Here is a 1646-nt window from a genome sequence, read left to right as displayed (position 1 = left end):
GTGCGGGTCCGTGGAGTAGTAGCGGTCCACGTCCCAGCGTTCCGGGGGGACTTCCTCGACGGCGTCGGTCTCCGCGCGCAGCAGGCGCCAGAACTCCGGGAGTCCGTCGGCCCCGCGGGGGAACCGGCAGCCCGCCCCCACCATGGCGATCGCTTCGTGCATCGGCGCGTTCCCCTCCAACTGCCGTGGTCCGAACGGTCAGACGGCCGTACGGTCAGAACAGTGGCGCGGCGCTGGGCGCGCGCAGCGAGCCCAGGTGCTTGTGCCACAGGTGGTCGGGGTTCTCCTCGACCTGCCGGGTGATCTCCCGCATGGCGGCGAGCGCCTTGGGCTCGGTGTCGTCGTAGACGTCGCCCTGGAGCATCTTCAGGACGTCCATGCGGTACTTCGGGTCCTGCACGAAGGCCGTGAACAGGATGTTCAGCCGGTAGTAGATGGAGATGAACTCGTACCAGTTGCCGACGGCCCGGCGCAGCTTGCTCTCGTAGGTGTGGAACGAGCCCTTGCCGAAGTCGCCGGTCTCCGCGGCGGCGATGACGTCGTGGCTGAGCAGCCGGGCGCCGTTGAGGGCGACGCTGACGCCGCTGGAGAAGATCGGGTCGACGAAACGGGCGGCGTCGCCGACGAGGGCCCAGCCGTCGCCGCAGATCTGCTTCATGGCGTAGCTGTAGTCGCCCTCGGCCTTGAACGGGCGTACCTGCTGGGAGTTCTTCAGGGCGTCGCGCAGGTCGGGGCGGCTGCCGACGCACTCCCAGAAGAAGCCCTCAAGGTCCGAGCTGGACGCCTTGAAGTGCTTTTTCTGGGTGACGACGCCGACGCTGGTGATCGTGTCGGTGATGGGGATCTGCCAGACCCAGGTGTCGGTGACCGGGAGGAAGTGGATGAAGATGTAGTCGGCCTGCTCCTTGTTGACGGCGAGGGCGGAGCGGTCGAGGCGGTCGAACCAGGAGTGGACGGCGTACTGGTTGAAGACCGGGTCGCTGACCTTGAGGCCGAGCTGCCGGCCGAGGAAGGTGCCGCGGCCGCTGGCGTCGATGACCATGCGTACGGTGACCGAGGATTCGCCGGCGCCGAGCGGGAAGACGATCCGCGGCCGCGGCTCGGAGAAGTCGACGCGGCGGATGCGGATGCCTTCGTAGACCTTCGCGCCCAGGCTGCCCGCGTGCTGGAGGAGCAGCAGATCGAATTTCCCGCGGTCCACGTGGTAGGTGTAATCCTGGTGGACGCCGAGCTGTTCGCGCTCGTGGAATTCGATCTCGGCGGCCCGGAATCCGTGGGACATGCCCTTGAACCCCATGGTGGGGATGGACTGTTCGGTGGCGGAGGTCCAGGCGGCGCCGTATTTCCTGGGGAACGCGGCCTCTTCCATCTGCGGCAGGAACCCGATGTCGGCGAGTACGGGCGTGGTGGCGGGTATCAGCGATTCGCCGACGTGTTCGCGGGGGAAGAGATCACCCTCGAACACTACGCAGCTCAGGCCCGCCTTTGACAGGTAGGAAGCAGCCGTGGCGCCGGCCGGGCCGCCGCCGATGATGCCGATATCGAAGTCAACCTCAGACACAGCTCTCCCCTTCGCTTCGTTATTCGTCATGCGTGATTCGTCGTGCGTGATTCGTCGTGCGTGATTCGTCGTGCGTGATTCGTCG

General features: G+C 66.6%; 2 protein-coding genes. Both read right to left on the bottom strand.

The window, feature by feature from the left end; genetic code table 11:
• Positions 1-144 (bottom strand): beta-ketoacyl synthase N-terminal-like domain-containing protein (locus tag ACFU99_RS42930; RefSeq protein ID WP_384404019.1); only part of this gene is annotated, 144 nt, incomplete at its 3' end.
• A 70-nt stretch (positions 145-214) separates the two neighbouring features.
• Positions 215-1561: an NAD(P)/FAD-dependent oxidoreductase gene (locus ACFU99_RS42925; RefSeq protein WP_384404017.1), complete on the bottom strand. Its 1347-nt coding sequence runs from the start codon at positions 1559-1561 to the stop codon at positions 215-217.
• Positions 1562-1646: the final 85 nt, after the last annotated feature.

Origin of the sequence: Streptomyces sp. NPDC057654, from assembly GCF_042800135.1 — a bacterium.
Classification (GTDB): domain Bacteria; phylum Actinomycetota; class Actinomycetes; order Streptomycetales; family Streptomycetaceae; genus Streptomyces.
Note: the sequence above shows the minus strand (reverse complement) of the source record. Positions and strands in the feature narration are given on the sequence as shown.